Source organism: Vibrio sp. V42_P2S4T144, assembly GCF_009904715.1.
Classification (GTDB): domain Bacteria; phylum Pseudomonadota; class Gammaproteobacteria; order Enterobacterales; family Vibrionaceae; genus Vibrio; species Vibrio alginolyticus.
Window position 1 is genome coordinate 1 of sequence record NZ_WXWS01000398.1, and the last position, 4,591, is coordinate 4,591.

3 protein-coding genes are annotated in these 4,591 nt (G+C 44.4%); 1 reads left to right on the forward strand and 2 read right to left on the reverse strand.

The genetic code is table 11. The features are described from left to right. Positions 1-18 precede the first annotated feature (18 nt). On the forward strand, positions 19-744 hold the full coding sequence (locus CAG68_RS13415) for a DUF3581 domain-containing protein (protein ID WP_017821813.1): 726 nt from the start codon (positions 19-21) through the stop codon (positions 742-744). Positions 745-854: 110 nt separating this feature from the next. Here CAG68_RS13415 and CAG68_RS13420 read toward each other — a convergent pair whose 3' ends face one another. Then, positions 855-1,316: a methyltransferase family protein gene (locus tag CAG68_RS13420; RefSeq protein WP_161441261.1), complete on the reverse strand. Its 462-nt coding sequence runs from the start codon at positions 1,314-1,316 to the stop codon at positions 855-857. A gap of 73 nt (positions 1,317-1,389) precedes the next feature. After that, complete coding sequence (gene ydiJ, locus CAG68_RS13425; protein ID WP_161441262.1) at positions 1,390-4,425, reverse strand: D-2-hydroxyglutarate dehydrogenase YdiJ; 3,036 nt, start codon at positions 4,423-4,425, stop codon at positions 1,390-1,392. Positions 4,426-4,591 lie beyond the last annotated feature (166 nt).

Genomic DNA, 4,591 nt, shown 5'->3' on the forward strand with positions numbered 1-4,591 from the left:
GGTTACTACGTAAAAATTATGTTTCTAACACCTTATTTTTCAAACACTAATCACCAGTTTCAGTTCACTCGCGAACAAGCAAGCCACTTTGCAAAACGTGTCGCAGGTGACTACAACCCAATTCATGATGAAGACAACAAACGCTTTTGTGTCCCTGGAGATTTACTTTTCGCTGTGCTTCTTAGTAAAGAAGGCGTTAGCCAAAAGATGCGTTTTAACTTCTCTGGCATGGTAAACGATGGTGTAGCACTTCATATTGAAAATAAGTGTGACAAAGAAAGCGCTGTTGTTGACGAGGCAGGTAAAGAATACTTACACATGTCCCGTGAAGGTGAAACTAACCACGATCCGGCATTTATTGAGCATGTAGTGACAAATTACGTGCAATTTTCTGGTATGAACTTCCCTCACATCATGGTTCCTCTTATGGAAGAGAAGCAAATGATGATTAACTGCCAGCGTCCATTAGTTATTTATGAAAGCATGGAAGTCGAATTTTCACGCTTAGACCTTACGCATCCAGAGGTGGATTTCACTGGCGCAACATTCGACGTAGAAGGAAAACGAGGTGTAGTCACCTTAAACTTTGCGTTTAAAGAAGACGGTGAAGTCGTTGGCAAAGGTATTAAGCGCATGGTTGCAAGTGGCTTGAAGCCATATGACCAAGAAGCGGTTGACGACCTTGTACGCCGCTTTAATGAACGTAAGGATGCATTCCTAGCAAAGTTCGTTAAGGCAGCCTAGTCGACTGCCCTATCAGAAGCGCACAAAAAACGTGTTTACTAAAAGAAAGCCCAACGTCGACCGTTGGGCTTTCTTTTTATGTCTCATCCAAACAAAACTAAACGCAATGCTTAGAGCCAACGACGAACATGATTTTTATAATCCACATACTCCTCACCAAACAATCGCTCTAGAACGCGTTCCTCAGGCTTGATTTGAAACCGATTCATATAACTGACAAATGTCACGCCACAAAGTACCACACTCAAGTGCTGCCACCACAAACCAGTTGCTATGATTAGAAGCAATAATGCCGTGTACATAGGGTTGCGTGAAAAGGCAAACACACCAGTTATTACAACAGAAGATGCCGCTTCAGGTTTTACTGGGTTTACTGTGGTTTTTACTTTGCGAAATTCATACACGCCAGCAATGCCCATGTAGCCAGACAACAAAGTTAATACACCTACTACAAATTCAACAAAGGGTACTCGAATATTCATGCTCGGCGTCAAAACTTTAAGTCCGTACATCAAAAGTATGACCAACAAAAACACCACAACAGGTGGGACTTTGAGTTCAAGTTTTTTCAAGATTCATATCCTTTGAAAAGGTCTAAATACGGTTTCTAAAAAGCCCAGTAAAACTGGGCTTGATTTAGTCCGATTACAACAAAGTTAACAATGCCTGAACGGGATGCTTGGGCTTCGTTCCTTCAAAGCGTTTAACTTGGCTGCGGCAAGAATAGCCTGTAATCAAACATCTCTCGTTATCCAACTTATCTAAGCTCGGCTTCCAGCTTAAATTGTAAATGTCTTTCGACATCGACAACTTATCAACCTCATGACCAAACGTACCCGCCATACCACAACAACCAACAGGTACCGTATTCAAAACTGCACCAAAGTGAGCAAAAATAGCGCCCCACTCTTTTTCCGCATTTGGCATTTTGGTTTTCTCAGTACAGTGAGCAAACAGATACCAAGGTTCCTGCGCCTTATGCTCTCCGCTTTCAAACGCTTCTAGTCTTGGGTAAAGCCATTCGTGGGCTGTTAGTACATCGAAATTACCTCGCTTACTGCCAAGCACTTCAGCGTATTCATCTCGATAACACAGCACCAAAGCAGGATCGACGCCAACTAATGGGATATCCAAATCCGCTACCATCGCCAAGAACTTCGCTGTGTCGGCTGCTGTGTCCTTAAACTGACGTAAAAACCCTTTAATGTGTTGTGCTTTACCATTCGGCTTAAACGGCAGAAGCACCGGATTCATACCCAGCTTTTTCAATAACTTAACGAAGTCTTCAACGACATCAGCGTCGTAGTAACTAGTGAATGGGTCTTGAACAATTAAAACATGCTTGCTCTTTTCAGACGAAGACAAACCACTGAGCGCTTGCAGATCATAAGGCTTTGTCAGCGACTCTACTCGTTGTTTCAAGGTGGGTACTGATAACAACGGCGCATCGACATACCCGACCGTAGATGCCGTTAAACTTTTCACCCACGACTGCTTCAAAACACCATTTACGACACCTGGCGCTTTTGCCATCATCGGCAGCATAGTTTCAATGTTCGCAACCAGATAGTCTTTTGCAGGACGTTGATAACGAGAGTGATAGATGTTTAAAAAGCGTGAGCGAAAGCTCGGAACATCGACTTTAATCGGACACTGACTCGCACACGCTTTACACGCCAAACAACCATTCATCGCTTCATACACTTCGTGAGAGAAGTCATACTCGTGACGACGATTGATAGAATGACGTACGCGGTCAATCATGGTTTTGATTGATGTTTTGTTTTCTAGTGTTTGCTTTTCTAAGTCAAGAATATCAATGCCTTGCTCAGTAAGCTGACGCAACCACTCACGAACCAAACCTGCACGACCTTTTGGTGAATGACGACGATCGGCTGTTACTTTCATCGATGGACACATTGGCGAGCTGGTATCATAGTTAAAACACAAACCGTTACCGTTACATTCCATCGCTTGTTTAAAGCTGTCACGTACTTGAACGTCAATCTGACGGTCATAGTAACCACGTTTGGTATCGGTAACTTTGACAAGCTCTGCATCACTATCCAGCGGTGTACAGATTTTGCCCGGGTTCATTTTGTTGTGTGGATCGAATGCCGCTTTCACACGTCTCAGTTCAGTAAACAACTCGTCGCCGAAAAACTCAGGGCCATATTCTGAACGGAAACCTTTGCCGTGTTCACCCCACATCAAACCGCCGTATTTCGCCACCAGCTTGACCACTTCATCAGACACTTCGTGCATCAATGCTTCTTGGTGCGGGTCACACAAATCCAACGCAGGACGTACGTGAAGCACCCCAGCATCGACGTGACCAAACATGCCGTAATTCAGAGACTTGCTGTCTAACAGTTCTCGAAACTCTACAATAAAGTCCGCCAGGTTTTCTGGTGGCACACAGGTATCTTCAGCGAATGCGACCGGTTTAGCACGACCTTTTGCTGCGCCTAACAAACCCACCGCTTTTTTACGCATGTTGTAAATACGCCCAATGCTCGCTACATCGTTACAAACTTGGTAGCCGATAATGCCCGCTTCTTCTGTTTCCAACATGGTATCGAGCTTGGCGGTCAACGCTGCAACCTGAGCAGCAACTTCCTCTTCGTCCTGACCTGCGTATTCCACCATGTTGATGCCAAGCATCTCTTTATTTGGAACATCGGTAAGTAAATCGCTCACGGTGTGCCAAACGATATCTTGCTTCGCGAGATTAAGCACTTTTGAGTCAACGGTTTCTACAGACAGCGCTTTCGCCTCTACCATAAACGGTGCATTACGCAGTGCAGAATCAAAGCTGTTGTATTTAACGTTAACCAAAGTACGTGCTTTCGGAATTGGCGTCAGGTTCAGCTTTGCTTCGGTAATAAATGCCAATGAACCTTCCGCGCCGCACAGTACTCGCGTGATATCGAAACGGTTACCGTCTTCATTCAAGGCATTTTTTAAATCGTAGCCCGTTAAAAATCGGTTAAGAGGAGGAAACTTATCTACGATCTGCTGGCGTTTTTCACGACATACGGATTCCGTTACACGTAGCGCCTTGGCAGCAAACTCGCCTTCTTTTGGGTAACCATGAGACAAGTCCGACTCTAAAATTGAACCATCAGCAAACACCGCTTGTAGCGACAAAACATGATCGGATGTTTTTCCGTATTTCAGAGAACCTTGACCAGAAGCATCGGTGTTGACCATGCCGCCAATCGTTGCACGGTTACTGGTAGATAAGTCTGGAGAGAAGAAGTAGCCATAAGGGCGAACAGCGTCATTTAACTGGTCTTTCACTACACCAGTTTGTACACGAACCCAGCCTTCTTTCTCATTAATCTCAAGCACTTTGTTCATGTGACGAGACATATCCACCACAATACCTTTGGTTAGCGACTGACCATTGGTCCCTGTGCCGCCACCACGAGGTGAAAAGGTAATTCGTTCGTACTTTTCTTTATTGCTCAGTTTCCCGAGGAGAGAAACATCTTCTGTCGTTTTGGGATGAACGACAGACTGAGGAAGTTGCTGGTAAACACTGTTGTCAGTGGCAACCGCTAGTCGACTTGAATATTGGCTTTCGATATCACCAGTGAATCCGGCGTGCTCAAGCTCTTTCAGAAAACTAAGAACAAGAGGATCGACATCAGTTTGCGAGTGTAATCTTGGTAACATTTGCTTCCTGCCCCTACGACGCTGATCCGATCAGCTGCGGGTTGTGTAATTATTTGCTCACTTCTCATACAAATTGGCGCTAAGCGAAAAAACACCACAAAAGAGTTAGTGAAGTAATATTCTTTGAATTTCGTCACTTTACAACATTTAAAAAGACGAGCAAATC

What these genes read in the sequence shown, in the direction of transcription:
- ydiJ (WP_161441262.1), bottom strand. Translation starts at nt 4,425, where the DNA reads ATGTTACCAAGATTACACTCGCAAACTGATGTCGATCCTCTTGTTCTT.
- CAG68_RS13415 (WP_017821813.1), top strand. Translation starts at nt 19, where the DNA reads ATGTTTCTAACACCTTATTTTTCAAACACTAATCACCAGTTTCAGTTC.